General features: G+C 69.5%; 19 protein-coding genes. 10 read left to right on the top strand and 9 right to left on the bottom strand.

Annotated features, from left to right (window positions below; all coding sequences use genetic code 11):
- Positions 1 to 19 precede the first annotated feature (19 nt).
- Positions 20 to 358, bottom strand: coding sequence for a P-II family nitrogen regulator (locus U5771_RS00075; RefSeq protein WP_006398637.1), 339 nt, complete (start codon positions 356 to 358; stop codon positions 20 to 22).
- A gap of 109 nt (positions 359 to 467) precedes the next feature.
- The gene (locus tag U5771_RS00080; RefSeq protein ID WP_322022087.1) at positions 468 to 2,174 is read right to left on the bottom strand and encodes an NAD+ synthase; all 1,707 of its coding nucleotides are present in this window, start codon (positions 2,172 to 2,174) and stop codon (positions 468 to 470) included.
- A 109-nt stretch (positions 2,175 to 2,283) separates the two neighbouring features.
- Between U5771_RS00080 and U5771_RS00085 the strand changes: the two genes are divergently transcribed.
- Entirely contained in the window at positions 2,284 to 3,462 is a 1,179-nt protein-coding gene (locus U5771_RS00085) for a GNAT family N-acetyltransferase (RefSeq protein ID WP_322022088.1), read from the top strand.
- Positions 3,463 to 3,568: 106 nt separating this feature from the next.
- Here the strand turns inward: U5771_RS00085 and U5771_RS00090 are convergent, their stop codons facing one another.
- Positions 3,569 to 5,827 (bottom strand): glycoside hydrolase family 3 C-terminal domain-containing protein, encoded by a 2,259-nt coding sequence (locus tag U5771_RS00090; RefSeq protein WP_322022089.1) that lies wholly within the window; start codon positions 5,825 to 5,827, stop codon positions 3,569 to 3,571.
- A gap of 151 nt (positions 5,828 to 5,978) precedes the next feature.
- Between U5771_RS00090 and U5771_RS00095 the strand changes: the two genes are divergently transcribed.
- Positions 5,979 to 7,013, top strand: coding sequence for a helix-turn-helix transcriptional regulator (locus U5771_RS00095; RefSeq protein ID WP_322022090.1), 1,035 nt, complete (start codon positions 5,979 to 5,981; stop codon positions 7,011 to 7,013).
- A gap of 49 nt (positions 7,014 to 7,062) precedes the next feature.
- On the top strand, positions 7,063 to 8,007 hold the full coding sequence (locus U5771_RS00100) for a GIY-YIG nuclease family protein (protein ID WP_322022091.1): 945 nt from the start codon (positions 7,063 to 7,065) through the stop codon (positions 8,005 to 8,007).
- 56 nt (positions 8,008 to 8,063) lie between these two features.
- Here the strand turns inward: U5771_RS00100 and ppa are convergent, their stop codons facing one another.
- On the bottom strand, positions 8,064 to 8,591 hold the full coding sequence (ppa, locus tag U5771_RS00105; protein WP_321804760.1) for an inorganic diphosphatase: 528 nt from the start codon (positions 8,589 to 8,591) through the stop codon (positions 8,064 to 8,066).
- Between the two features lie 636 nt (positions 8,592 to 9,227).
- Here ppa and U5771_RS00110 point away from each other — a divergent pair.
- The 3 genes from U5771_RS00110 (at position 9,228) to U5771_RS00120 (ending at position 12,936) form a co-directional block, all read left to right on the top strand.
- Entirely contained in the window at positions 9,228 to 10,667 is a 1,440-nt protein-coding gene (locus U5771_RS00110; RefSeq protein WP_322022092.1) for an aldehyde dehydrogenase family protein, read from the top strand.
- Between the two features lie 75 nt (positions 10,668 to 10,742).
- On the top strand, positions 10,743 to 11,501 hold the full coding sequence (locus tag U5771_RS00115; protein WP_322022093.1) for an SDR family oxidoreductase: 759 nt from the start codon (positions 10,743 to 10,745) through the stop codon (positions 11,499 to 11,501).
- 130 nt (positions 11,502 to 11,631) lie between these two features.
- A complete protein-coding gene (locus U5771_RS00120) occupies positions 11,632 to 12,936 on the top strand; it encodes an MFS transporter (RefSeq protein ID WP_322022094.1) in 1,305 nt (434 codons plus the stop codon).
- 162 nt (positions 12,937 to 13,098) lie between these two features.
- Here the strand turns inward: U5771_RS00120 and U5771_RS00125 are convergent, their stop codons facing one another.
- Genes U5771_RS00125 through hemC form a run of 3 tightly spaced genes read right to left on the bottom strand, consistent with a single transcriptional unit; the run spans position 13,099 to position 17,245 of the window.
- Positions 13,099 to 14,286 (bottom strand): heme biosynthesis protein HemY, encoded by a 1,188-nt coding sequence (locus U5771_RS00125; protein ID WP_322022095.1) that lies wholly within the window; start codon positions 14,284 to 14,286, stop codon positions 13,099 to 13,101.
- A gap of 2 nt (positions 14,287 to 14,288) precedes the next feature.
- Positions 14,289 to 16,259: a fused uroporphyrinogen-III synthase HemD/membrane protein HemX gene (gene hemDX, locus U5771_RS00130; RefSeq protein WP_322022096.1), complete on the bottom strand. Its 1,971-nt coding sequence runs from the start codon at positions 16,257 to 16,259 to the stop codon at positions 14,289 to 14,291.
- Positions 16,259 to 17,245: a hydroxymethylbilane synthase gene (hemC, locus tag U5771_RS00135; RefSeq protein WP_322022097.1), complete on the bottom strand. Its 987-nt coding sequence runs from the start codon at positions 17,243 to 17,245 to the stop codon at positions 16,259 to 16,261. Before hemC ends, hemDX begins: the two co-directional genes overlap by 1 nt.
- 217 nt (positions 17,246 to 17,462) lie before the next feature.
- On the opposite strand from hemC, the gene ppc reads away from it, so the two are divergent.
- Positions 17,463 to 20,468 carry a phosphoenolpyruvate carboxylase gene (gene ppc / locus U5771_RS00140; protein WP_322022098.1) on the top strand — a complete coding sequence of 1,002 codons (3,006 nt, stop codon included), beginning with the start codon at positions 17,463 to 17,465 and terminating at the stop codon, positions 20,466 to 20,468.
- A gap of 128 nt (positions 20,469 to 20,596) precedes the next feature.
- Here ppc and U5771_RS00145 read toward each other — a convergent pair whose 3' ends face one another.
- Positions 20,597 to 21,355 (bottom strand): class I SAM-dependent methyltransferase, encoded by a 759-nt coding sequence (locus tag U5771_RS00145; protein ID WP_322022099.1) that lies wholly within the window; start codon positions 21,353 to 21,355, stop codon positions 20,597 to 20,599.
- Positions 21,356 to 21,546: 191 nt separating this feature from the next.
- Here U5771_RS00145 and U5771_RS00150 point away from each other — a divergent pair, with 191 nt between their 5' ends.
- A complete protein-coding gene (locus U5771_RS00150) occupies positions 21,547 to 22,356 on the top strand; it encodes a helix-turn-helix transcriptional regulator (protein WP_011657642.1) in 810 nt (269 codons plus the stop codon).
- Between the two features lie 6 nt (positions 22,357 to 22,362).
- Here U5771_RS00150 and U5771_RS00155 read toward each other — a convergent pair whose 3' ends face one another.
- Positions 22,363 to 23,358 (bottom strand): spore coat protein U domain-containing protein, encoded by a 996-nt coding sequence (locus tag U5771_RS00155; protein ID WP_322022100.1) that lies wholly within the window; start codon positions 23,356 to 23,358, stop codon positions 22,363 to 22,365.
- Between the two features lie 299 nt (positions 23,359 to 23,657).
- Between U5771_RS00155 and U5771_RS00160 the strand changes: the two genes are divergently transcribed.
- Together U5771_RS00160 and U5771_RS00165 are read left to right on the top strand one after the other, a co-directional pair.
- Positions 23,658 to 24,194, top strand: coding sequence for a spore coat U domain-containing protein (locus U5771_RS00160; RefSeq protein ID WP_322022101.1), 537 nt, complete (start codon positions 23,658 to 23,660; stop codon positions 24,192 to 24,194).
- Between the two features lie 6 nt (positions 24,195 to 24,200).
- Positions 24,201 to 24,914: a molecular chaperone gene (locus U5771_RS00165; protein ID WP_322022102.1), complete on the top strand. Its 714-nt coding sequence runs from the start codon at positions 24,201 to 24,203 to the stop codon at positions 24,912 to 24,914.
- Positions 24,915 to 24,945: the final 31 nt, after the last annotated feature.

The raw sequence follows: 24,945 nt of genomic DNA on the forward strand, positions 1-24,945 counted from the left end.
AACGGGCCGGGTGCGGCGCTCAGACCGCCGCTTCGTTCTCTTCGCCGGTGCGGATGCGGATCACGCGCTCGACGTCCGACACGAAGATCTTGCCGTCGCCGATCTTGCCCGTGCGCGCCGCGCCGATCACCGCGTCGATCACCTGGTCGACCTGCGCTTCCGCGACGACCACCTCGATCTTCATCTTCGGCAGGAAGTCGACCACGTATTCGGCGCCGCGATACAGCTCGGTGTGCCCCTTCTGGCGGCCGAAGCCCTTCACTTCCGTCACGGTCAGGCCGGTGAGGCCCACTTCGGCGAGCGCTTCACGGACTTCGTCCAGCTTGAACGGCTTGATGATGGCGGTGATGCGTTTCATGATGGTTGTCCCTCAATGCTCGTTTGGATGAAAAATCGCGATCCCGATTGTAAGTCTTAACATGAGCCTTAATGTCAGCCCTGAGCCGGCCAGCCGCGTACGGCACGGCTCAGTCGAGACGTTCGGTAAAGCGTGACGTGATCGGATAGCGCCAGTCGCGCCCGAACGCGCGATGCGTGACGCGAATGCCGATCGGCGCCTGGCGGCGCTTGTATTCGTTGATCTTGATGAGCCGCGTCACGCGCGCGACGTCGGCCTCCGCATAACCGGCCGCGACGATCTCCGCGAGCGGCCGGTCTTCCTCCATGTACATCCGCATGATCGCGTCGAGCACGTCGTACGGCGGCAGGCTGTCCTGGTCGGTCTGGTTCTCGCGCAGCTCGGCCGACGGCGCGCGCGTCAGGATCCGCTCGGGGATCACGTCGCGCCGCCCGTAGTCGGCAGTGGCGTTGCGATAGCGGCACAGCCGGTAGACCAGCGTTTTCGCGATGTCCTTGATCACCGCGAAGCCGCCGGCCATGTCGCCGTACAGCGTGCAGTAGCCGACCGCCATCTCGCTCTTGTTGCCGGTCGTCAGCACGATCGAGCCGAACTTGTTCGACAGCGCCATCAGCAGCGTGCCGCGGATGCGCGCCTGGATGTTCTCTTCCGTCGCATCCTCCGCGCGGCCCGCGAATTCGCCCGCGAGCGCGGCCCGGAACGCGTCGAACATCGGCGCGATCGCGATCTCGTCGTAGCGCACGCCGACGCGCCGCGCCATCTCCGCCGCGTCGGTGGTCGAGATGTCGGCCGTGTAGCGCGACGGCATCATCACCGCGCGCACGCGCTCGGGCCCGAGCGCGTCGCAGGCGACCGCGAGCACCAGCGCCGAATCGACGCCGCCCGACAGCCCGATCAGCACGCCGGGAAATCCGTTCTTGCCGATGTAGTCGCGCACGCCGGTCACGAGCGCGCGATAGACCTGAGCGTCGACCGGCAGCTCGGGCGCGATCGTGCCGGGCAGCGGTCGCGCTCGGTCGAATTCGACGATCGCGTGCCCTTCGTCGAACTGCGGCATCTTCGCGACGAGCGTGCCCTGCGCGTCGAGCACGAACGAGCCGCCGTCGAACACGAGCTCGTCCTGGCCGCCGACGAGGTTCACGTACACCATCGGCAGCCCGGTTTCGCGGATCCGCGCGCGCAGGATGTCGATGCGCAGCGCCTCCTTGTTCATGTGGTACGGCGAACCGTTCGGGATCAGCAGCACCTGCGCGCCGGCGGCCTTCGCGATCTGCGCGGCCGACGCATGCCATGCGTCCTCGCAGATGATCACGCCGTATTTGACGCCGTCGAGCTCGAACACGAGCGGCTCGGTGTCGGTCGCGAAGTAGCGCTTCTCGTCGAACACGTCGGCGTTCGGCAGATCCTGCTTGCGGTACGACCCGACGATCTCGCCGCCGACGATCAGCGACACCGCGTTGTAGGTGTCGGCCGGCGGCACGCCGCGCTCGATCGGGCGGTTTGCATTACCATCGACGGCTGGCGCGTGCGGATCAGCGCCCGCGCTCCGCAACGGATGGCCGACCAGCACCGCGAGCCCGTCGAACTCACGCAGCGCGTCGGCGAGCGCGTCGAGCGCGGCCGCCGCCGCCGTGTAGAACGCGGGCCGCAGCAGCAGGTCTTCCGGCGGATAGCCGGACAGCGCGAGTTCGGGCGCGATCATCAGCTGCGCACCATCGTTGTGCGCGGCGCGGGCGGCCGCGACGATCCGCGCGACGTTGCCGGCGAAGTCGCCGACGGTGACGTTGATCTGGGCGAGAGCGAGTCGGGTCTTCATGACGGGATCGGCGCAGCCCGGCGGCGCGCCCTGAACGGCTGACGAAATCGTCCCGGACGCGGGCCACGGCGGCACGCATCCGGCGGCATCCAACAGTACGGATTCACGCTTGAAACACGAACGCATCGATTATCGCACGGGCATCCTGTCGTCCCCCGCGGAGGTGCCGGCCGACGAATGGAACGCGCTGCTCGAGCGCGACGCGCAGCCGACGCCGTTCCTGCGCCACGAATTCCTCGACGCGCTGCACGTCGCGCGCTGCGCGGTCGACGGCACCGGCTGGTCGCCGCACTTCGTCACGCTGACCGACGCGCGCACGGGCCGGCTCGCGGCCGCCGCGCCCGTCTACGCGAAGCAGCATTCGTACGGCGAATACGTGTTCGACTGGGCGTGGGCCGACGCGTACCAGCGCAACGACCTGCCCTACTACCCGAAGCTGCTGTGCGCGGTGCCGTTCACGCCCGTGCAGGGCACGCGCCTGCTCGCGGCCGACGACGACGCGCGGCGCCAACTCGCGGCCACGCTGCTTGCGTTCGCCGAGCAGAGCGACGTGTCGTCGCTGCACGTGCTGTTCCCGACCGAAGACGAAGCGCGGCTGCTCGGGTCGATGGGGATGATGCTGCGCGAAGGCGTGCAGTTCCACTGGCTCAACGACGGCTACCGCGACTTCGACGACTTCCTCGGCACGCTCGAGCAGAAGAAGCGCAAGAACATCCGCGCGGAACGGCGCAAGGTGCGCGATGCCGGCGTCACGTTCCGGCGGCTCACCGGCGACCGGATCACCGACGCCGACTGGCGCTTCTTCTCGCGCTGCTACCGGCAGACCTACCGCGAGCACTACTCGAGCCCGTACCTGAATCTCGACTTCTTCCGCGCGATCGGCGCGACGATGCCGGAGAACCTGCTGCTCGTGATCGCCGAAGCGGACGGGCAGCCGATCGCGAGCGCGCTCGCCGTCTACCGGCGCGGCGCGAACGGCAGCGGCGGCACGCTGTACGGCCGCTACTGGGGCGCGCTCGAACACGTGCCCTGCCTGCATTTCGAAACGTCGTACTACCAGTTGCTCGAGTTCTGCATCGAGGCCGGGCTCGACACGTTCGAGGGCGGTGCGCAAGGCGAGCACAAGCTCGCGCGCGGCTTCCTGCCGACCGTCACGCATTCCGCGCACTGGCTCGCGCACCCGGCGTTCTCCGACGCGGTCGCGCGCTTTCTGGAACGCGAGACCGAGCACATCCACGCGTACGTCGACGAGTTGCGCGAACACGATCCGTTCCGGCGCGGCGGATAACGTCGGTCTGCCGGCACACCGGCACACGGCGAGGGTCGAACCGCCCCGCCGCGTGCCGCGTGCCGCGTGCCGCGTGCCGAGTGCCGAGTGCCGAGTGCCGCCAGCTTCAGTGCGCGGCGAGCGTCACCGTCTGCGACAACGCCTGCGGGTCGCGCGACGACGCGGCCGCCGACAGCCCGTAGCTGCCTGCACCGATCCGCCATGCGTGCGCCTCCGCATCCCAGACCGCAAGGCGCTGCGCCGGCACCGCGATGCTGACCGCGCGCGCCTCGCCCGGCTGCAGCGCGACCTTCGTCCAGCCGACGAGCCGCTTCGGCGGCTCGCCGAGCGCTGCGGGCAGCGCCGCGTAGATCTGCACCGTTTGCGTGCCGGCCCGCGCGCCCGTATTCGTCACCGTCACGCCGACCGTCACGTTGCCCGATGCGTCGGCCCGCGCGGTCATCGCCGACAGCGCATACGTCGTGTACGACAACCCGTAGCCGAACGGGAACAGCGGCTCGATCGCCTTCGCATCGAACCAGCGATAGCCGTACGCGAGCCCTTCCGCATAGACGTTCCGCGGGTTCGACGGATCGATCGTCGGCTGCGGCAGGTCGGCCTCCTGCTTCGGGAACGTCAGCGGCAGCCGGCCCGACGGATTCGCGTCGCCGAACAGCAGGTCGCCGATCGCCTGGCCGCCCTGCGCGCCCGGATACCATGCGTCGAGCACGCCGTGCACGTTCGCGAGCCACGGCATCAGCACGGGGCTGCCGTTCTCGAGCACCACGATCACGCGCTTCGCCTTCGCCGCCACCGCCGCGATCAGCGCGTTCTGGTCGTATTGCTGGTTGTACGCATCGGCCTTCGCGTCCGGCAGCGCCAGGCTCGCGAGGTCGAGCCCTTCCGTCTGCCACTGCGTCGCGAACACGATCGCGACATCGGCCTGCGCGGCCGCGGACGCGGCGGCGGTCGCGTCCGTCCCGTCGAAATAGCTGACCGACGCGTTCGGCGCCTTCGCGCGGATCGCCGCGAGCGGCGCGGACTTGTACCAGGTCGCGCAGCCGCCGAACAGCATGTCGGCCGGCTGCTGGCAGGTCGTCACCGCATTGCCGTCGATCGCCGGCACCGCGCCCGAGCCGCCGCCCGACAGCACGCCCGCGTCCGCGTGCCCGCCGATCACGACGACCGACTTGAGTGCGCCGGCCGCGAGCGGCAGCACGGGCTGCGCATCGCCCGGCGCGGCCGCGTTCTTCAGCAGCACCGCCGATTGCCGCGCGATCGCGAGCGCGTCGGCGTTGCCGGCGGCTTCGTCGATCGCGCCGCCCGGCTTCGGCGGCGCATCCATCACGCCGATGCGGATCAGCGTGCGCAGCTTGCGCTGCACCATGTCGTTCAGCCGCGCGACCGACACGCTGCCGGCCTGCAGCGCCGCGCGCAGCTTCGTATTGAAGTACGAGCCGAGCGGCGCGTTGCCGTCGTCGGCCGCGCCCGGCTGTTCCTCGTCGAGCCCCGCCTGCACGGCCGCGACCGTCGAGTGCGTCGCGCCCCAGTCCGACTGCACGACGCCCTTGAAGCCCCATTCGTTCTTCAGCACCGTCGTCAGCAGGTACGGGTTCTCGCACGCATACACGCCGTTCAGCTTGTTGTACGAACACATCACGTTGCCCGGCTGGCCGTCCTTCACGCCGATCTCGAACGCGAGCAGCTCGGCCTCGCGCATGGTCCGCTCGTCGACGACCGAATCGATCGTCATCCGGTTGGTTTCCTGGTCGTTGAATGCGAAATGCTTGATCGTCGCGATCACCTTCTGCGCCTGCGTGCCCTGCGTGCGCGCGGCGCTCAGCGTGCCCGCGAGCACCGGATCCTCGCCCATGTATTCGAACGTGCGGCCGTTGCGCGGCTCGCGCGCGAGGTTCACGCCGCCGCCGAGCCCTTCCGCGAAACCGAGCGCGCGCAATTCGAGCGCGATGCGCGTGCCGTAGGTGCCCGCGAGCGCCGGATCCCACGTCGCCGCGAGCGCGACCGGAGCGGGCAGCGCGGTCACGCGCGCGTTCTTCACGTTCACGCCACCGGCCGAATCGGCACTGCTGACGGCCGGAATGCCGAGCCGCGGCACGCCGGGGATGTAGCTCGCGCCGTTCAGCGCATCGGCCGGAAACGGGCCGCCGAGGTCGAGCGCGGGCATGCCGGTGCCGTGCACGAGCTGCAGTTTCTCGTCGGTCGTCAGTTGCGCGACGAGCGCGGCCGCGCGCTGGTCGGCCGCGGCATCGAGGTCGGCCGGCGCGGCCGGATCCGCGTGGATGTCGTCGCCGCCGCACGAGGCGAGCAGCACCGTGAGCGCACACGCGGACGCAATCGTCGAACACCGGAACAGCGAAGTTTTCATTGATCCTCCTGAATCGATCTGTTGTACTTGTCGCCACACTCCAGCGTCCGAGTCTAAAAATCGACCGGCCACCATGCTTGACCGGCAGGAGCATGCGTTGACCTCTCGCAGCGGGGACAAACCCGAACGGCATGACGACAGGGAGACAGACATGGAGTTGCGACAGAAATCGGTATCCGTCCGGATCTACCGCGCGCTGTGCGAAGACGCGCGCGCGAACGGCATCGAGCTCGCCCCGCTTTACGAAACGCTCGGCATCGGGCCGGCCGAGCTCGCCGACGACACGCGCCGCATCGCCGGCGACCGCCACGTCGCCGCGATGCGGCTGACGAGCGGCTGGCCGCTGTCCTGGCATCGCCCGCCACGGCAGGCCGTGTCGTGGCTCGTGCCGTTTCCCGAGCTCGCCGGCGTCACCTGCAACGCGGCAACGCTGCGCGACGCGCTGCACGGTTTCCTGCACTATCGCGAGCTGATCGGCAACGTCGACTGGGTGCTCGCGCGCGAGCACGACGATGCGATCGCGTTCGAATACGTGAACGAAGGGGACGGCCGGCACGGGAGCAGCGCGTTCGCGAACCTCGCGATCCTCGCCTCGCTCGCGAGCCTGTACGATCCGCAGGTGCGCGTCGACGACGCCGAATTCGCCGGCCGCGCGTTCGCGCCCGCGGCCGCGCTGCGCGACACGCTCGGCACGCAGGTAGCATTCGATGCCGCGCGCAATCGCATCGTGCTGCGCTCCGCGCATTGGGATACGCCGTTCGAGCGCTACAACGCGCCGCTCGCGGAGATCCAGCGTCACGCAGCCGACACCGCGCGCGATCGCGTGCGCATGCGCTCGACCTTCGGCTCGTCGGTCGCGCAATGCGTACGCGACTGGCTGCGTACCGCCGACGACGTCGACGTGCCGACCGACACGCTGATGCAGCACGTATGCACGCGCTTCGCGATGTCGCGCTGGACGCTGCGCCGGCGGCTGCATCGCGAAGCCGTCGGCTTTCACGCGCTCGTCGCACAGGCACGGCTCGGCGAGGCGCGCGACCTGCTGCTGAATACGCAATTGCCGATCGGCGAGATCGGCGTGCGCGTCGGGTTCCGTTCGACGAGCGCGTTTACGCGCTTCTTCACGCGCGAACTCGGCGCCGCGCCCAGCCGCTTCCGCGACGGTCACGGCGATCGGTGGCGTTGACGCACGCCATTTCTGAGACACTGACGGCTTCGCATCCCGCCGCCTTCCCATGTCCTGGTTTCTGTATCTGATCGAGTGTGCCGACGACAGCGTCTATACGGGCATCACGACCGACGTCGCCGCGCGCTTCGACGAGCACGCCGCCGGCAAGGGCGCGCGCTATACGCGCTCGCGCAAGCCGCGCGCGGTGCTCGCGTCGTTCCCGCTGCCCGACCGTTCGATCGCATCGCGTGCCGAGTACTGGGTGAAGCGGCTCACGGCCGCGCAGAAACGCGAGCTGGCGGCCGGGATCCGGACGCTGGAATCGGTGTTGCCGGCCGGGATGTCGATCGACGGGAACGTCGATGCGGACGGGCTGCAGGACGGCACGCGCGGAAGGAAGAAGGTGAAGGCGAAGCGCGCCGACCTTGCGACGCGGCCGGCCGGCACCGAAGAGGCCGGCGGGAAAGCCGCGAAGACCGGAACTGCCGGGAAAAAGTCCGGGGCCGCGAAGCCCACGAAGCCCACGAAGCCCACGAAGCCAGCGAAGTCCACGAAGCCCACGAAGCCCGCGAGGCCAGCGAAGCCCACGAAATCAGCGAAGCCCGGACGAACCGCAACGGCATCCAAGCCGGCCAAGGCCGCGCCTGCCGCCTCGATGCGTGCCGGAATCGCGGACGACGCGGAACGGAACAAGACCGCCTCGCGCGGCACGCCGGCAAAACGGGACAAGCCGGCCACACACGCGGCGCCGAAACGGAAAGGGAAAGCGCCGGCAACCGGCGGCAAGTCCGCCGCGAACGAACCGGCCGCATCCGCGCCGGCACGCGGCCGTGTGTCGGCAAGGAAGGCCGCCGCCGAAGTCATCGAGGCCCCCGTTGCCCCCGCGCGCCGCGCAACGGGCGCGAAACGTGCGAAGGCCGCGCCGAGTGCGGGCACCCTGCCCGCTCCCGCCCGCAACAAAGCCGCCGCCCGCGCCAACCCGCGCACAAAACAAAACCGCGCGGCCTCCTGAGGAGACACGCGCGGTTTGCGTTCCGAACGAACCGGCCGCGAGGCCGGCCAGCCGGCTTACTTCGTGTAGTTCGCGGCGCCGTCGGCGATTTCCTTGTGCGCGGCGTCGATGCCGGCCCAGCCTTCGACCTTCACCCACTTGCCCTTCTCGAGCGCCTTGTATTGCTCGAAGAAATGCTTGATCTGGTCCTTCAGGTACTCGGGCACGTCGTCGATCGACTTCAGGTTCGCCGTCATCGGGCAGACCTTGTCGTGCGGCACGGCGACCAGCTTCGCGTCGACGCCCGACTCGTCGGTCATCTGCAGCATGCCGAGCACGCGCGAACGCACGATCGAGCCGGCCAGCAGCGGGAACGGCGTGATCACCAGCACGTCGACCGGATCGCCGTCGCCCGACAGCGTCTGCGGGATGTAGCCGTAGTTGACCGGATAGCGCATGCCGGTACCGATGAAGCGGTCGACGACGAGGAGACCCAGCTCCTTGTCCGCCTCGTACTTCACCGGATCGCTTTGCGCGGGGATCTCGATGATCACGTTGAAATCGTGCGGCAGGTCCTTGCCGGCCGGAACATGATTGAAGCTCATAGCGCTCTCTGTTGGTCGATGGGAATTCGGGACAGGGCGCCGCGGCCGATGCACCGCCGCGGGCGTCCCCGCAGGGAATGCGCCATTATAGCCAATCGACCGGTGGCGTCCGGATGACGATCGGCGCGATAATCGTTCCGGATGTCCGGCCACCGAACCACGGGCGACGTCGTATGTCGGCCGCGAAGCATGCGGTCCGGGTAAGCGCTGAAGTACCGTCAGCTTTGCATGGGACCGGACTAAGTGCTGAAGCGCCAAGTCCGGTCGACGTCGGGTCGACCGCGAAGCATAAGACCCGGGTAAGCGCCGAAGCGCTAACAGCTTTGCATGGGACCGGACTAAGTGCTGAAGCACCAAGTCCGGTCGACATCGGGTCGACCGCGAAGCATGGGACCCGAGTAAGCGCTGAAGCGCTAACAGCTTTGCATGGGACCGGACTAAGTGCTGAAGCACCAAGTCCGGTCGACATCGGGTCGACCGCGAAGCATGGGACCCGAGTAAGCGCCGAAGCGCTAACAGCTTTGCATGGGACCGGACTAAGCGCTGAAGCGCCAAGTCCGGTCGACATCGGGTCGACCGCGAAGCATGGGACCCGAGTAAGCGCTGAAGCGCTAACTCGGGTCGACAGGAGCAGCCATGGAAGAAGCGAAGCACTTCATCGCGGGCGAATGGACGTTGCCCGCGCAACTGGAGACAATTCCGGTCGTCGACCCATCCGACGGCCAGCCGTTCGCGACGATCGCGCGCGGCACGGCGCCGGACGTCGAACGCGCGGTCGCCGCGGCCCGCGACGCGTTCGCGGGCCCGTGGGGCGCGGCGAGCGCCGCCGAGCGCGGCCGCGTGCTGATGCGGCTGTCCGCGCGCGTCGCCGACCATCTCGAGGAACTCGCCGCGATCGAGGCGCGCGACACCGGCAAGCCGCTCAAGCAAGCGCGTGCCGACGCCGCCGCGCTCGCGCGCTATTTCGAGTTCTACGCGGGTGCCGCCGACAAGCTGCACGGCGAAACCCTCCCCTATCAGACCGGCTACACTGTGCTGACGGTGCGCGAGCCGCACGGCGTCACCGGTCACATCGTGCCGTGGAACTACCCGATGCAGATCTTCGGGCGCAGCGTCGGCGCGGCGCTCGCGGCCGGCAACGCGTGCGTCGTGAAGCCCGCCGAGGATGCGTGCCTGTCGGTGCTGCGCGTGGCCGAACTGGCCGCCGAAGCCGGGCTGCCGGCCGGTGCGCTGAACGTCGTCACCGGCTACGGCCATGAAGCCGGCGCCGCGCTCGCGCGCCATCCCGGCATCGACCACATCTCGTTCACCGGCTCGCCCGCGACCGGCAAGCTGGTCACGCAGATGGCCGCCGAGAACCACGTGCCCGTCACGCTCGAGCTCGGCGGCAAGTCGCCGCAGATCGTGTTCGCCGACGCCGACCTCGACGCGGCGCTGCCCGTGCTCGTGTCGGCGATCGTGCAGAACGGCGGGCAGACCTGCTCGGCCGGCAGCCGCGTGCTGATCGAGCGCGCGGTGTACGAACCGCTCGTCGAACGGCTCGCCACCGCCTTCAACGGGCTGCGGGTCGGCCCGAGCCGCGCGGATCTCGACTGCGGCCCGCTGATCAACGCGAAGCAGCAACAGCGCGTGTGGGATTTCCTGTCCGACGCGCAGCACGACGGCATTCCGATGGCCGGGCACGGCCAGGTCGTCGCCGATGCACCCGAAAGCGGCTTCTACCAGGCCCCCGCGCTGCTGCGCGACGTGCCGTCGTCGCACCGGCTCGCGCAGGAGGAAGTGTTCGGCCCGGTGCTCGCCGCGATGCGGTTCGTCGACGAAGACGAAGCGGTCGCACTCGCGAACGGCACGCCGTACGGCCTCGTCGCGGGGATCTGGACCCGCGACGGCGCACGCCAGCTGCGTCTCGCGCGGCGCCTGCGTGCCGGACAGGTGTTCATCAACAACTATGGCGCGGGCGGCGGCGTCGAGCTGCCGTTCGGCGGCGTCGGCCACTCGGGTCACGGCCGAGAAAAGGGCTTCGAGGCGCTGTACGGCTTCACGACGCTGAAGACGATCGCGATCCGGCACGGCTGAACCGGGCGAACCCGGCCGGCAACGACCGGCCGCGCAGCGCAACACCATGCACGCATCCAGCACAGGAGACACATCATGCGGTTGAGCGGCAAGACGGCCCTCGTCACGGGCGGCGGTTCGGGCTTCGGCGAAGGCATCGCGAAGACCTACGCGCGCGAAGGCGCGAACGTCGTCGTCAACGACCTGAACGGTGCGGCGGCCGAGCGCGTCGCGAGCGAGATCGCGCTGGCGGGCGGCAAGGCGATCGCGGTCGCGGGCGACGTGTCGAAGGACGCCGACTGGCGCGCGCTGCTGCAGGCCGCGCTCGACGATTTCCATTCGGTGCAGATCGTCGTGAACAACGCCGGCACCACGCACCGCAACAAGCCGGTGCTCGACGTGACGGAAGCCGAGTTCGACCGCGTGTACGCCGTCAACATGAAGAGCCTGTTCTGGAGCGTGCAGACCTTCGTTCCGTATTTCCGCACGCAGGGCGGCGGCGTGTTCGTGAACGTCGCGTCGACGGCCGGCGTGCGGCCGCGCCCGGGCCTCGTCTGGTACAACAGCACGAAGGGTGCGATGATCACCGCGAGCAAGTCCCTCGCGGCCGAGCTCGGCGTCGACCGGATCCGCGTGAACTGCATCAACCCGGTGCTCGGCGAGACGGCCCTGATGACCGAGTTCATGGGCTGCGAGGACACGCCGGAGAATCGCCGCCGGTTCCTGGCGACGATTCCGCTCGGCCGCTTCTCGACGCCGCAGGACATCGCGAACGCGGCCCTGTACCTCGCCTCCGACGAAGCCGAGTTCATCACCGGCGTGTGTCTCGAAGTCGACGGCGGGCGCTGCATCTAGCCGCATGGCCGTGATTGCGCCGCGCCGGCATCGCCGGCCGGCGCCGCAGCCACGCATCGTCATGGCTTCGCACGACACCGGATCGGGCGCGTTGCGCCGGCTCCGGCCTACTATAAGCACAGGAGACAACATGGCAACATCGACGCAGTCGCTGCCGGGCTCGTCCGGCGCATTCGAGGAAGCAACCTACCGCAAGGTGTCCTGGCGGCTCACGCCGCTCCTGCTGCTGTGCTACGTGGTCGCGTATCTCGACCGCGTGAACGTCGGCTTCGCGAAGCTGCAGATGGCGAGCGACCTGAATCTCAGCGACACGGTCTACGGGCTCGGCGCCGGGATCTTCTTCTTCGGCTACTTCCTGTTCGAAGTCCCGAGCAACATCATCCTGCACAAGGTCGGCGCGCGCGTCTGGATCGCGCGCATCATGGCGACGTGGGGCGTGATCTCGATCCTGACGATGTTCGTCACGACGCCCGCGATGTTCTACGTGATGCGCTTCCTGCTCGGCGTCGCCGAAGCCGGCTTCTTCCCCGGCGTGATCCTGTACCTCACCTACTGGTACCCCGCGCACCGGCGCGGCCGGATGACGACGTTCTTCATGACGGCAGTCGCCTTGTCCGGCGTGATCGGCGGGCCGATCTCCGGCTTCATCCTGAAGGCGTTCAACGGCGTAAGCGGCTGGCACGGCTGGCAATGGCTGTTCCTGCTCGAAGGGATCCCGTCGGTGCTGGCCGGCGTGCTCGTGTTCTTCGCGCTCGACGACCGGATCGCGAAGGCCAAATGGCTCACCGACGACGAAAAGGCGCTGCTCGCGCGCAACGTCGACGCGGAGGAAGCGACCAAGGAAGACCTGCCGCTCGGCACGGTGATGGCGAGCCCGCGCGTGTGGCTGATGGCGCTCATCTACTTCTCGTTCGTGATGGGGCTGTACGGCGTCGGCTTCTGGCTGCCGACGATCATCAAGGCGACCGGCGTGACCGACACGTTCATGATCGGCCTGCTGTCGGCGATTCCGTATGCGGCGGCGGTGGTCGCGATGATCCTGATCGCGCGCAGCGCGGACAAGCACCGCGAACGACGCTGGCACCTTGCGATTCCGGCCGCGTTCGGCGCGCTCGGGCTCGTGCTGTCGGTGATCTGGGCGCACCAGACGGCGCTCGCGATGCTCGGCCTCACGCTCGCGACGATGGGCATCCTGACGACGCTGCCGCTGTTCTGGAGCCTGCCGACCGCGTTCCTCGGCGGCACGGCAGCCGCGGCAGGCATCGCGATGATCAACTCGATCGGCAACCTCGCGGGCTTCCTGAGCCCGTACATGATGGGCTGGCTCAAGCAGGCGACGGGCGCCAACGACGTGGGCATGGTCATGCTCGCCGGGTTTCTCGTACTCGGTGGGCTGCTCGCGCTGTCGGTGCCGAAGCGGCTCGTCGACAAGTGACGCGGCGCGCCGCGATGCGGCTCGTCGCGAGCGAGGACGCCTTGCCGCCCCAGCTCCGCGCGTAGCGCGTCCGGTCCGGCGAGCCGGGACCGAATAAGAAAAGCCCCGAAGGCCTTCCGGCGTTCGGGGCTTTATTGCGCGCGGCAGGCGAGCGCCGCCGCGTCAGACCACGGTGATCGCGAGCGCGCTTTCGCGGTAGTGCTTCGCCGCCTTGTCGGTTTCGCCGAGATGCTCGAACAGGCGGGCGAGCGCACGGTGCGCCCGCACCTTCAGCGCCTCGTTGTCGGCCTGCTTCAGCGCGGCTTCGAGGAACGACTGCGCCTTGCCCCACAGCTGCTGCTGCTGGCAGAGACGGCCGAGCGCGAACAGCAGGTCGGGATCTTCCGGGTGATCCTTCTTCCACCCTTCGGCCTTCTGGATCAGCGGCAGCGCATCGCCGCCGGCCGTGTCCGGATAGCGGCGCAGCAGGCGCGCATCCCAGTTGTGCGCGAGCGCGTCCTCGACGATGCGGCGCGCTTCGGTGCGGCGCTCGAGCGTCACCAGCAGGTCGGCCGCGAGATCGGCCAGGCGCGGCGACTGGCGCTCGAGCGGCGACAGCGACTGCCACACCTCGAGCAGCGCGTCCGGATCGTGCCGGCGTTCGCGCAGCAGATTTTCGGCCGCCTGCTGGCGCAGCCGCACGGCCGCGGCCGGATGCAGCGCCTCGCGCTTTTCGAGCGCCTTCGCGAGCTTCAGCACCTCGGCCCAGTTCTTCAACTGCTGCTGCGCGCGCAGTGCGACCTGTTGCGCGTGGATGCGCTTGCCGCCCGCCTGCAGATCGGCCAGTGCGGCGAGCGCACCGTCGGCATCGCGTGCATCCGCGCGCATGTCGGCCGCGGCGAGCAGCCGTGCATCCTGCCATTCCGGCGCGTCGACCTTCGACAGCCAGTCGTCGCGGCGCGTGTACTCGTGCATCCGGTGCGCGGCGGTGGCCGCGACGAGACTCGCGGCGCCCTGGTTCGCATCGACCGCGAGCGCGTCGCGCGCGGCCTTCTCGGCGCGCGAGAAGCGGCCCGCGTACAGGTTCGCGATCGCATCGCGCAGCGACGCCTGGGCCTTCTCGTTGCGCGAACGCGCACGATACGCGGCGACCCGCTGCGGCATGCGCCAGATGTTGCGCACGATGCGCAGCAGCGCGTACACGACGACGAACAGCACGACGATGGCGAGCACGAACAGGTTCAGCGACACGTCGATCCGGTACGGCGGATAGACGAGCAGCACCTGCCCCGCGTCGAAATGGCCGACGGTGGCGAGTGCCGCGGCGATCGCGAACAGGATCGCGAGCCAGACGATTCCTCGAAGCGTCATCGTTACCCCCGGCTCTTGAACTGCTGAACGGCGTTCAGGCTCGTGTTCAGGTTCGGCACCGCGACCGTCAGCGACGCGCCGTCGACCTGCTTGAGCAGACCCTCGACGGATTGCGTGTCCTTCGATGCCTGGTCGAAATACTTGCCGAGCGACGCCTGCGCGGCGTGCAGGTCGGCCTTCATCGCGCCGTCGTTGCGCGCGAGCAGCGACAGTCGCGCCGTGAGCAGGCGCAGCTTCACGTTCTCGCGCACGAAGTAGCCCTGGTCGGGCGACGCGAGCATCGCGTCGGCATTGTCGATCCGGCGCACCTGCACGAGGCCCTTCAACTGCTGGCCGAGCCCGGCCGAGAAGTCATGCCACCACACCTTCCAGCGCGGCGTGTCGGCGGCCACCGGCGACGCGGCGTCGGCCGGCGCGGCCTTCGGCGCCGCGTGCGGGACGATCGCCTCGCCCGACAGCGGCAGCGCGTCGATCTTCGCGATCGCGTCGTCGAGCTTGATCGCGAGGCCCGTGAGGTCGGCCGACGGTGCGGCCTTCAGCTTCTCGATGTCCAGCGCGAGCGCCTTGCGCACCGTGACGGCCTGCGCGCTCTGCGACGTCGCGAGGCGCGCATCGGCATTCTGCAGCGCGATCAGCGCGAGCTGCGTGTTGCCGGTGAGCTGCAGCTGCTGGCTCGCGCTCGACAGCATCTGGTCGACTTCCTCGAGCATCCATGCGTCGCGGTTGCGCGACAGGTCCTGGTATTGCTGCTGCAGCGCCTGCTGCGCGGTCTGCGCGTCGGCGAGCTTGCCGTCGAGCTGCGCGAGCTGCGTATCGACCTGGTGCGTGCTCGCGAGCGCCTGCTCGGTCTTCATGCGGGTCTCGGCCGTCTGCGCATCGAGCGCTTTCTGGCGCGCGACGAACGAATCGTCGAGCCGGTCGACCTTGCGGTTCAGCGCATAGCCGCCGACACCCGCCGCGCAGCCGAGCACGACGACGACGAACCACAGCGCCGCGCTGCCGCCGCGACGCGCATGCGGTTCGGACGCCATATAGGCGGGACGGGACGGCGGTGCGGATGCAGCGGCCGGCTGGGAAGCGACGCTTTTGGAATCGTTGGTATCTGTCATGCGTTTAGTCACCGGTGCGGCTGTCGCCGGTTGGACGGCCTCGTCGGCCATCGTTCGAAACGCGCGGACGATGCGCTCATCGCCCGCGCCGGTCAGCGTAATCCTATCAAAACCCAGTGCGCGCGCGGTCTGCTCGATGCGCGGGTGCGGCGCCACGAGCGGCGCATGCTTCAGCGCGTCGATCTCGGCGTCGTTCAGGTGCGTGCGCGCGAGATCGTGCAGGTTGCGCACGCCTTCCGAGCTCGTGACGAGCCATGCGTGCGGCGCGCCGGCGAGCAGCGCATGCACGCGTTCCCACGCGCCCACGCGCGGCTCGGGCACGACGCGCCGGTACGCGGCGACCAGCGTGACGTCCGCGCCGGCTTCGCGCAGCCGCTCGGCGAGCCATTCGCGCCCGCCGTCGCCGCGCACGATCAGCACGCGTTTGCCGGCGAGCGCCTGCGCGCCGCCGAACGCGGTCTCGATGCTCGCGAACAGGCTTTCCGAATCGTAATGGGGGACGCCGCCGTCGGCGGGCGCCTGCGGCGCGATCACGCGATGCGCGGGCGCCGCGATGCCGTGACGCTCGAGCGCCGCGACGCTGCCGGGGCCGACGACGCCGACCGGCAGCGCATTCGGCCAGATCGCGCCGTACTGCGCGAGCGCGCGGTCGATCGCGTTCGGCGACACGAAGATCACGAGCGCGTAGTCGGCGAGCGCCGCGAACGCGGCGTCGAGCGGCGCCGGATCGTCGACCGGCGCGATGTCGATCAGCGGGAATTCGAGCACGTCGCAACCGGCCTCGGCCAGCTGGGCCGCGAGCGCGGCCGACTGGCCGTCCGGGCGCGTCAGGACGGCGGTGAACGCGCGCGCGCCGCCCGCCATCAGGCGTCGCCCTTGCCGGCCTGCGAGCCGGCGAGCAGTGCGTTGACGATGTCGAGCGCGCCCTGCGCCTCGAGCTCGTCGGACACCGCGCGGCCGAGCGCGAGCGCATCGGCGACGGTCATGACGGCGCCGCACTCCTCCGCGGTCAGCACGCGCCGGCCGTCGGTCGTCGATACGCGGCCCGTCAGGTACAGCTCGCCCGCGCGCCACACCGCGTGCGCGGCGAGCGGCACCTCGCAACTGCCGCCGAGCGCGCGCGACACCATCCGCTCGGCCTCGACCGCGAGCGCGGTCCGCGGGTCGTGCAGCGGCGCGAGCCATCCGGCGACATCGGTGCGGTGCGCGGCGATTTCGATGCCGAGCGCGCCCTGGCCGGCGGCCGGCGGGCTGTCCTCGACGTCGATCAGCGCGCGGATCCGCGCTTCGAGGCCGAGGCGCTTCAGGCCCGCGGCCGCGAGGATGATCGCCGCGTAGTCGCCGCGATCGAGCTTCGACAGGCGCGTGTCGAGGTTGCCGCGCAGCGGCAGCACATCCAGGTGCGGATAGCGCGCGCGCAGCATCGCCTCGCGGCGCAGGCTCGACGTGCCGACGACCGCGCCGGCCGGCAGCGCGTCGAGCGACGCGTAGTCGTTCGACACGAATGCGTCGCGCGGATCCTCGCGCTCCATGATCGCGGTCAGCGCGAAGCCGTCGGGCAGCGCCATCGGCACGTCCTTCAGCGAATGCACGGCCAGGTCGGCGCGGCCGTCGGCGAGCGCATTCTCCAGCTCCTTCACGAACAGGCCCTTGCCGCCGACCTTCGACAGCGTACGATCGAGAATCTGATCGCCACGGGTCGTCATCCCGAGGATTTTCACGTCACAAGCTGGATATAATTTGCGCAGCGCATCACGCACATGTTCGGCTTGCCACATCGCCAGGCGGCTCTCGCGCGAAGCGATCGTCAGCGTCGCGGGGGCTGGTGCCGCAGGAGTCTCGGAATTCATTGCTGGAACATCGAAGGACGGGATTGAAGATCGAACAATGGTAGCACGCACGCCCCCGGCCGCCCGGGCCCGGAGCCTGCGTCCGCCGCGCTTCGGCGCAGGCGGCGACACCGATGCGCGGATGTGCCGCACGTAGCTGGTTGCTTGACCGCAGTTCCCGTAGTTTCCGCAGTCCCCGCAGTCCCTTTTGACTCGAGCTTTCCCAAGGAAACCCATCGTGAAGTCTTCCGGATCGGCGCGCACGGCGCGCCGCAATGCTGCCTTGCCCTCCTCCGACGCCCAGACGGGCACCCTCGCCACCGCCGCGAACGGCCGTGCGAAAACGGCAACGAAACCGAAAGACCCGATACGTCAGACAAAACGCGCGATCAAGGCCGCCGGCCCGGCTGCCCGCAAGGCCGGCGCGGCGAAGCCCGGCGCCCGCACGCGCGACGACAAGGACGGCCCGCTGTTCGAGGACATCCGCTACCTCGGCCGCCTGCTCGGCGACGTGGTGCGCGAACAGGAAGGCGACACCGTGTTCGACGTCGTCGAGACCATTCGCCAGACGGCGGTGAAGTTTCGCCGCGAGGACGACAGCGAGGCCGCGCAAACGCTGGAGAAGAAGCTGCGCAAGCTGACGCCGGAGCAGACGGTGAGCGTCGTGCGCGCGTTCAGCTATTTCTCGCACCTCGCGAACATCGCGGAAGACCGCCACCACAACCGCCGCCGCCGCATCCACGCGCTGGCCGGCTCCGCGCCGCAGCCCGGCACCGTCGCGTACGCGCTCGAGCAGTTGAAGACGACCGGCAACGCGTCGAAGCGCCTGCTGCAGCGCTTCTTCGACGATGCGCTGATCGTGCCGGTGCTGACCGCGCACCCGACCGAAGTGCAACGCAAGAGCATCCTCGACGCGCAGCACGACATCGCGCGCCTGCTCGCCGAGCGCGACCAGCCGCTGACGACGCGCGAACGCGCGTACAACGAATCGATGCTGCGCGCGCGCGTGACCGCGCTGTGGCAGACCCGCATGCTGCGCGACGCGCGCCTGACGGTCGGCGACGAGATCGAGAACGCGCTGTCGTACTACCGCGCGACGTTCCTCGACGAACTGCCCGCGCTGTACGGCGACATCGAGGCCGCGCTCGCCGAGCACGGCCTGTCCGCGCGCGTGCCGGCGTTCTTCCAGATGGGCAGCTGGATCGGCGGCGATCGCGACGGCAACCCGAACGTGACCGCCCCGACGCTCGACGAAGCGATCAACCGCCAGTCCGCGGTGATCCTCGAACACTATCTCGAACAGGTGCACAAGCTCGGCGCCGAGCTGTCGGTGTCGAACCTGCTGGTCGGCGCGAACGACGCGGTGAAGGCGCTCGCGGCCGCGTCGCCCGACCAGTCGCCGCACCGCGTCGACGAACCGTATCGCCGTGCGCTGATCGGCATCTACACGCGGCTCGCCGCGAGCGCGCGCGTGCGGCTCGGCGAAGGCACGGTGCCGGTGCGCAGCGCCGGCCGCGGCGCGCCGCCGGTGCGCGCGGTGCCGTACGCCGATTCCGAAGCGTTCGTCGCCGACCTGAAGGTGCTGACCGCGTCGCTCGACGAACACCACGGCACGTCGCTCGCCGCCCCGCGCCTCGCGCCGCTCGTGCGCGCGGCCGAAGTGTTCGGCTTCCATCTCGCGAGCATCGACCTGCGCCAGAGCTCCGACATCCACGAAGCCGTGGTCGCCGAGCTGTTCGCGCGCGCCGGCGTCGAAGCCGACTACGCGGCGCTCGCCGAGGAAGACAAGCTGCGCGTGCTGCTGGCCGCGCTCGCCGACGCACGTCCGCTGCGCTCGCCGTACCTCGAATACTCGGCGCTCGCGCAGAGCGAGCTCGGCGTGTTCGAGAAGGCCCGCGAGGTGCGCGCGCAGTTCGGCGCGCGGGCGGTGCGCAACTACATCATCTCGCACACGGAAACCGTCAGCGACCTCGTCGAGGTGTTGCTGCTGCAGAAGGAAACGGGCCTGCTCGAAGGCGTGCTCGGCCACCATGCGAAGCACGGCCTGATGGTGATTCCGCTGTTCGAGACGATTCCCGACCTGCGCGACGCCGCGCGCATCATGCGCGAATACTTCGCACTGCCGGGCGTCGACGCGGTGATCGCGCACCAGGGTGCCGAGCAGGAAGTGATGCTCGGCTACTCGGACAGCAACAAGGACGGCGGCTTCCTGACGTCGAACTGGGAGCTGTATCGCGCGGAACTCGCGCTCGTCGACCTGTTCCGCGAACGCAAGATCACGCTGCGGCTGTTCCACGGCCGCGGCGGCACGGTCGGCCGCGGGGGCGGCCCGACCTACCAGGCGATCCTGTCGCAGCCGCCGGGCACCGTGAACGGCCAGATCCGCCTGACCGAACAGGGCGAGGTGATCGCGAGCAAGTTCGCGAACCCCGAGATCGGCCGGCGCAACCTCGAGACGGTGGTCGCCGCGACGCTCGAGGCGTCGCTGCTGCCGCAATCGAACGCGCCCGCGCAGTTGCCGGCGTTCGAAGCCACGATGCAGACGCTGTCCGACGCCGCGATGGCGTCGTATCGCGCGCTCGTCTATGAAACGCCCGGCTTCACCGACTACTTCTTCTCGTCGACGCCGATCACCGAGATCGCCGAGCTGAACATCGGCAGCCGCCCGGCCTCGCGCAAGCTGCAGGATCCGAAGCAACGCAAGATCGAAGATCTCCGCGCGATTCCGTGGGGCTTCTCGTGGGGCCAGTGCCGGCTGCTGCTGACGGGCTGGTACGGCTTCGGCAGCGCGGTGAGCGCGTATCTCGACGGCGCGCAGGACGCGGCCGAGCGCACGAAGCGCGTCGCGCTGCTCAAGAAGATGAACAAGACCTGGCCGTTCTTCGCGAACCTGCTGTCGAACATGGACATGGTGCTCGCGAAGACCGATCTCGCGGTCGCGTCGCGCTACGCGCAGCTGGTCGCCGACCGCAAGCTGCGCAAGCACGTGTTCGAGCGGATCGTCGCGGAATGGGAGCGCACGTCGCAGGCGCTCGCGGAAATCACCGGGCACGAAGGCCGCCTCGCGACCAATCCGCTGCTCGCGCGCTCGATCAAGAACCGCTTCCCGTATCTCGATCCGCTGAACCACCTGCAGGTCGAGCTGATCAAGCGTCACCGCGCGGGCGACACGAACGCGCGGCTGCGCCGCGGGATTCACCTGACCATCAACGGGATCGCGGCCGGCCTGCGCAACACCGGCTGATCCACGCGCGGCGCGGCGCGGCCCTGCGCCGCGCCGCCATCGCGAAACGAAAGCCGCGACCACGCAACCCCGCGTATCGCGGCTTTTTTCATCGAACGGCACGACGGCGCCAGCCGCCGTGCCGTCCCTCATGCGCATTGCGCGTCGATCAGCAACGCGTCGTGCTCGAACGACCCGTCCGGCTGCACCGCGTAGTAGCCGCGCACCTCGTCGGGCGCATGCGCCCACAGCGCGCGGATGCCCGCGACGCTGTCGGCCGGCGTGCGGATCCGCTCGACCCAGGTATCGAAATCGATCGGCAGGCGCCAGCGGCTCTGCACGTGCGCGTCGAACCCGGCGCCGCGGAACATCGCCAGCCACTCGTCGGCGCGGTAGTCGCGCACGTGCGACGCGTCGCGCAGCACTTCCGCGGCCTGCAGATACGTGTCGAGCAGCGGATGGTCGTTGCCCGCGATGTCGATCATCAGCACGCGGCCGCCCGGCTTCAGCACGCGGCGCACCTCGGCGAGCGCCGCGCGCACGTCGTGCCAGTGGTGCGCGCTCATCCGGCTGACCACCCGGTCGAAGGTGCCGGCGTCGAACGGCAGCCGCTCGGCCGGGCCCTGCTGCGTGCGGATGTTCGCGAGCCCGCGCTCGCGCGCGGCGGCGTCGACGGTCGCGAGCATCGGCGCGGCGAGATCGTACGCGACCACGTCGCGCACGTGCGGCGCGACCGCGAAGCTCGCGTGGCCCGCACCGCAACCGAGATCGAGCACCGCGGCTTCGGGCGTCGCGCGCACGGCGTCGGCCAGCGCCTGCAGATCGGCGCCCGTCGCGTGGACCGTGCTCGTCAGGTAGGCGGCGGCTGTCGTGCCGAATGCGTCGGCGACCTGGTCGTGGTGTTTCATCGTTCGCTCCTTCTTGGGGTGGGGCGCTCGCTGCCTGTCAGCGTGCGAGTCGCTACAATAGGGCCGCGCTTGTACCAGTACAAGTTAAGCAGTTATTCTGGTATTTGTTACACCTGCCTGATCGCTGCCCCGATCTTCGTCGCGCCCCGGCGCCCCCTTTTCCTCGATTCAGTCGCTTCCGCCGTCTCCGCATGAACCAGCCGTCCTCCGCCCCCACCCCGCCCCTCGACGCGACGCCCGCCCGCGCACTCGGCGAATTCATCCGCGCGCACCGCGAACGGCTGTCGCCGCAGGCCGTCGGCCTGCCGCCCGGCCCGCGTCGCCGCACGCCGGGGCTGCGGCGCGAGGAAGTCGCGCAGCTGTGCGGCGTCAGCCCGACCTGGTACACGTGGATCGAGCAGGGCCGCCCGGTGTCGGCGTCGGCCGATGCGCTCGCGCGGATCGCCGTCGCGCTGCAGTTGTCGAAGGCCGAACGTGCGTACCTGTTCGAGCTGGCCGCCCAGCGCGACCCGGCCGAGCCCGACGTCGCGGCCGGCGACCTGCCGCCGACGCTCGCGGCAACCGTCGCCGCGATCGCCACGCCCGCATACGTGCTCGACCGGCAATGGAACGCGCTCGCGTGGAATGCGCCGGCCGCCGCGCTGTTCACGGGCTGGCTCGACGGCGAGCACGACCGCAACCTGCTGCGCTTCACGTTCATGGCGCCGGCCGCGCGCACGCTGATCGTCGACTGGGAAACCCGTGCGCGCCGCCTCGCGGCCGAATTCCGCGCGGACTCGATCCGCCACCTCGCCGATGCGCCGACCCGCGCACTGATCGACGCGCTGATGGCCGGCAGCGATGCATTCGCGCAGTACTGGGCATCGCAGGACGTGTTCGAGCGCGAAGGCGGCCTGCGCGAGTTCGATCATCCGGCCGACGGCCGCCTCGTGTATCAGCAGATCACGCTGAAGCCCGCGCACCGCGAGGACCTGAAGCTGGTCGTGCTCGTGCGCGATTGATGCGGCTCAGAAGCTGATCGTCGCGGTGATCGTGTCGCTGTAGTTGCCGGGCGCCGGGGTCGCCTGCGCGGGTACGCGGCCGTATATCGCGATCGCCTGCGCGAACCCGCTGCCCGTCCCCGTCGCCATCGACGTGCCGCTGCTGCCGTCGCCCCACGGCTTCGTGAAGCCGCTGTCCTGATAGAGCTGATAGCTCACCGAGCCGCCGCCCGAGCGCTGCATCGTGCGTGCAGCGACACTGCCGCTGGCGCCGCCGTTCAACGCGATCTGGAAGGCATCGCCGTTCGTGCACCGCGCACTGATCGAGCCGCTCGCGGTCAGCGCCGACGCCAGCACGCCCGCCGCCGGAAACGCAACGCCGGTCGCACTGATGATGCAGTTGTTGATGACGGTGGCGGTCGCGGTAACGGTCATCGTGCCGGCCGTCGACTGCGACGCGCACGGCGTCGGCAGCACGCCGAGCAGCGAAAAACTGAAGCTGTAGGCGGCCTGGTTGCCGCTGAAACTCTGCGTATAGACCGTGCTGGCATCGTTGACGGTCGGCACGGTGGGCTGGTTCGACGCGATGCGGCCATAGATGGTCACGTTCGTACTCGCGGACGTGCCGAGCAGCGGCTTCGTCAACGAGACGGATATCGGCGTCGTGCCGGTGCCGACGGCGCCCCAGGGCTGCGAATAGCCCGAGTCCTGATACAGGTCGTACTGCATCTGGTTCGTGCCGTTGGCCAGGTAGCGCGGGCTCGTGCCGCCGAGGTTCACGCAAACCAGCACGCCGGTGTTCAGGCTCAGCGCGTCCCACGTGCAACTCACGGTCATCGTGCTGTTCGTCGTATAGGCCTGCAGCGTGATCGGACTGACCGAGCCGAAGCTCGGCACCGGCGGCGTCACCGAACACGTGTCCGCGCGCGCCGCCGTCCACGGCATGCCGAGCAGCGCGGCCAGCAACAGGCACGAGAGCGCGCGCAGCCAGCGGCGCGCCATGTCGAATCCGTCCTCCGCCATGCATTCCCCCGAAAAGGCTCGTCCGCGCGCCCCGGCTTCCGGCCCGGGCAGCGCCCCCATGGTATCCGTCGGCGCACCGATCGTTCGCACTGTTACTTGATCCAGATCAAATCGGCCGATGGCGATCCATCCGGAACCCCGGACAATGCACCCCGGGTCAGCGTTTTCTCCATTGCGCGCGACCGAAACCGTGGGGTAGTCTTCCACCAACGACAGAGCGGTTACGGCGACCGGCGACAGACCACGCGGATGGCACTCCGCGGCCGGGCGACCCCAATGAACGGCAGGAGACAATCATAATGAACGATTCCCGACGTCGTGTTCTTTCAGCCATGCTCGCGGCCACCTTCGCATTCGCGCCCGCGCTGCAGCCCGTCACCGTTGCGGCAGTCTATTCGAACGGCACCGCCACCACCCAGTTCAACGTCACGCTCACGATCCAGGCCAACTGCACGATCGCCGCGAACCCGCTTGCATTCGGCACGTCCGGCGTGCTCGCGGCGGCGCTCAACCAGCAAACCACGGTGTCCGTCACCTGCACGAACTCGACGCCGTACAACATCGGGCTCGACGGCGGCACGGTAAGCGGCTCGACGGTCGCGAGCCGGCTGATGAGCGGAACCACGAGCGGGAATACCAGCACGACGGTCGGCTACCAGCTCTACCAGGACGCGGGCCACTCGACGATCTGGGGCAACACGCAAGGCACCGACACGGTCGGCGGCACCGGCACCGGCTCCGCGCAAGTGCTGAACGTGTACGGCCAGGTGCCCACGCAAGCGACGCCGAAGCCCGACACCTATCAGGCCTCCGTCACCGCCACCGTGTACTTCTGACGCGCCGTGGCATCGTTCCCGCGTGCCCTGGCCGCGCTGTGCCTCGCGTCGGCGTCCGCGGCCGCCTGCGCCGCCACGCTGCAGATCTCGCCCGTGACGATCGAGCTGCCGCCGTCGGCGGCCGCCGCGAGCATGACGCTCAGCAATCCGGGCGGGCGGCCGATTTTCGGCCAGGTCCGCACCTATCGCTGGACGCAGGAAAACGGCGACGACGTGATGACGCCGACCGATGTGCTCGCCGCCTCGCCGCCGCTGCTGCAGATCGGCGCGAACGCCGAGCAGTTGATCCGGCTCGTGCGCACGGGACGCGGCGCGCCGGCCGCCGAGGAGAGCTATCGCGTGCTGATCGACGAACTGCCCGCGCCCGGTACGCCGGTCGAGAACGGCGTCACGATCCGGCTGCGCTATTCCGTGCCCGTATTCGTCGAGCCCGATGGCGCACCGGCATCGCCGCGCCTCGACTGGCGCGTCGAGCGCGACGGGGCCGGCACGCGGCTCGCGGTCGACAACCGCGGCGCACGCCGTGCGCAGATTTCCGCGGTTCGGCTCGTCGACGCGCGCGGCACCGTGCATGACGTCACGCGCGGCCTGCTCGGCTATGCGCTCGCGGGCAGCACGCGACGCTGGCCGCTCAAGCTGGATGCGGGCGCGGCGGCATTCGTCAGGATCCTGGCGACCGTCAACGCGCAGCCGGTCGAAGCCCGGCTGACATCGCCCTGATCCACGCCGGAGGATCGCACGACGTTGCCCG

Origin of the sequence: Burkholderia sp. BCC1977 (assembly GCF_905339595.1) — a bacterium.
Taxonomy (GTDB): domain Bacteria; phylum Pseudomonadota; class Gammaproteobacteria; order Burkholderiales; family Burkholderiaceae; genus Burkholderia.

Excerpts from the sequence above, each read along its gene's own strand:
- U5771_RS00080 (WP_322022087.1), bottom strand. The coding sequence starts at position 2,174 with ATGAAGACCCGACTCGCTCTCGCCCAGATCAACGTCACCGTCGGCGAC.
- U5771_RS00150 (WP_011657642.1), top strand. The coding sequence starts at position 21,547 with ATGAACCAGCCGTCCTCCGCCCCCACCCCGCCCCTCGACGCGACGCCC.
- ppa (WP_321804760.1), bottom strand. The coding sequence starts at position 8,591 with ATGAGCTTCAATCATGTTCCGGCCGGCAAGGACCTGCCGCACGATTTC.
- U5771_RS00145 (WP_322022099.1), bottom strand. The coding sequence starts at position 21,355 with ATGAAACACCACGACCAGGTCGCCGACGCATTCGGCACGACAGCCGCC.
- hemDX (WP_322022096.1), bottom strand. The coding sequence starts at position 16,259 with ATGGCGGGCGGCGCGCGCGCGTTCACCGCCGTCCTGACGCGCCCGGAC.
- U5771_RS00160 (WP_322022101.1), top strand. The coding sequence starts at position 23,658 with ATGAACGATTCCCGACGTCGTGTTCTTTCAGCCATGCTCGCGGCCACC.
- hemC (WP_322022097.1), bottom strand. The coding sequence starts at position 17,245 with ATGAATTCCGAGACTCCTGCGGCACCAGCCCCCGCGACGCTGACGATC.
- U5771_RS00125 (WP_322022095.1), bottom strand. The coding sequence starts at position 14,286 with ATGACGCTTCGAGGAATCGTCTGGCTCGCGATCCTGTTCGCGATCGCC.
- U5771_RS00100 (WP_322022091.1), top strand. The coding sequence starts at position 7,063 with ATGTCCTGGTTTCTGTATCTGATCGAGTGTGCCGACGACAGCGTCTAT.
- U5771_RS00120 (WP_322022094.1), top strand. The coding sequence starts at position 11,632 with ATGGCAACATCGACGCAGTCGCTGCCGGGCTCGTCCGGCGCATTCGAG.
- U5771_RS00090 (WP_322022089.1), bottom strand. The coding sequence starts at position 5,827 with ATGAAAACTTCGCTGTTCCGGTGTTCGACGATTGCGTCCGCGTGTGCG.
- U5771_RS00155 (WP_322022100.1), bottom strand. The coding sequence starts at position 23,358 with ATGGCGGAGGACGGATTCGACATGGCGCGCCGCTGGCTGCGCGCGCTC.
- U5771_RS00110 (WP_322022092.1), top strand. The coding sequence starts at position 9,228 with ATGGAAGAAGCGAAGCACTTCATCGCGGGCGAATGGACGTTGCCCGCG.
- U5771_RS00095 (WP_322022090.1), top strand. The coding sequence starts at position 5,979 with ATGGAGTTGCGACAGAAATCGGTATCCGTCCGGATCTACCGCGCGCTG.
- U5771_RS00115 (WP_322022093.1), top strand. The coding sequence starts at position 10,743 with ATGCGGTTGAGCGGCAAGACGGCCCTCGTCACGGGCGGCGGTTCGGGC.
- U5771_RS00075 (WP_006398637.1), bottom strand. The coding sequence starts at position 358 with ATGAAACGCATCACCGCCATCATCAAGCCGTTCAAGCTGGACGAAGTC.